The organism is Candidatus Chloroploca asiatica, from assembly GCF_002532075.1.
In the GTDB taxonomy this organism is placed as follows: Bacteria; Chloroflexota; Chloroflexia; order Chloroflexales; family Chloroflexaceae; genus Chloroploca; species Chloroploca asiatica.
The window spans coordinates 1-1,200 of sequence record NZ_LYXE01000038.1; the positions used below are offsets into that span (position 1 = coordinate 1).

Here is a 1,200-nt window from a genome sequence, read left to right on the forward strand (position 1 = left end):
TTACGCTATGATCTTGGTGACGACACCGGAGCCAACGGTACGTCCACCCTCACGGATGGCAAACCGCAGACCTTCTTCGATGGCGACGGGCACGATCAATTCGACCCCCATCACCACATTGTCGCCTGGCATCACCATCTCCATGCCCTCGGGCAATTGGATGCTGCCGGTCACGTCGGTCGTGCGCACATAGAACTGCGGCCGGTAGCCTGGGAAGAACGGCGTATGCCGCCCACCCTCGTCTTTCTTCAAGACGTAGACCTGGGCTTCAAACTTCTTATGTGGCTTGATCGACCCGGGCGCACAGAGCACCTGCCCGCGCTCGACATCCGTCCGCTCCACGCCACGCAACAGACAACCCACGTTATCGCCGGCGAGCCCCTCATCGAGCGTCTTTTGGAACATCTCAACGCCGGTCACCACCGTCTTGGTCGGGGCACCCTCTTCCATCCCCACGATCTCAATCGTCTCACCCACCTTGACCTTGCCCCGCTCAACACGGCCCGTTACCACGGTACCGCGGCCCTTAATGCCAAAGACATCTTCGACGGGCATCAGGAACGGCTGGTCAACGGCGCGCTGCGGCGTCGGGATATAGGCATCGACGGCCGCCATCAGTTCCAGAATGGGCTGATACTCGGGCGCGTTGATATCCTTGCTGTCGCTCTCGAGCGCCACGCGGCCCGACCCGCGGACAATCGGAATATCGTCGCCGGGGAAATCGAACTTCGAGAGCAATTCGCGCAACTCCAACTCCACCAATTCGAGCAACTCGGGGTCGTCCATCATATCAACCTTATTCAGGAAGACGACCATGGCGGGCACCTGCACCTGGCGCGCCAGCAAGATGTGCTCGCGGGTCTGCGGCATCGGGCCATCGGGAGCCGAGACCACCAGGATGGCCCCGTCCATCTGCGCGGCCCCGGTAATCATATTCTTGATATAGTCGGCGTGGCCCGGGCAGTCCACGTGGGCATAGTGCCGATTATCGGTCTGATACTCCACGTGACGAATGGCGATCGTAATGCCGCGTGCGCGCTCTTCGGGCGCATTATCAATCTGGTCGTAATCAACAAACTGTGCGGCCCCACGCAGCGCCAGCACCTTGGTGATGGCGGCGGTCAGGGTCGTCTTGCCATGGTCTACGTGCCCAATCGTGCCGATGTTTACGTGCGGCTTCGTCCGCTCGAATTTCTGCTT

The 1,200-nt window shown here is 60.6% G+C and carries 1 protein-coding gene; it reads right to left on the minus strand.

Features of this window, described 5'->3' with window-relative positions; translation table 11 throughout:
• A partial coding sequence (gene tuf / locus A9Q02_RS03365) for an elongation factor Tu (protein WP_097650950.1) occupies positions 1-1,200 on the minus strand: 1,200 nt, incomplete at its 5' end.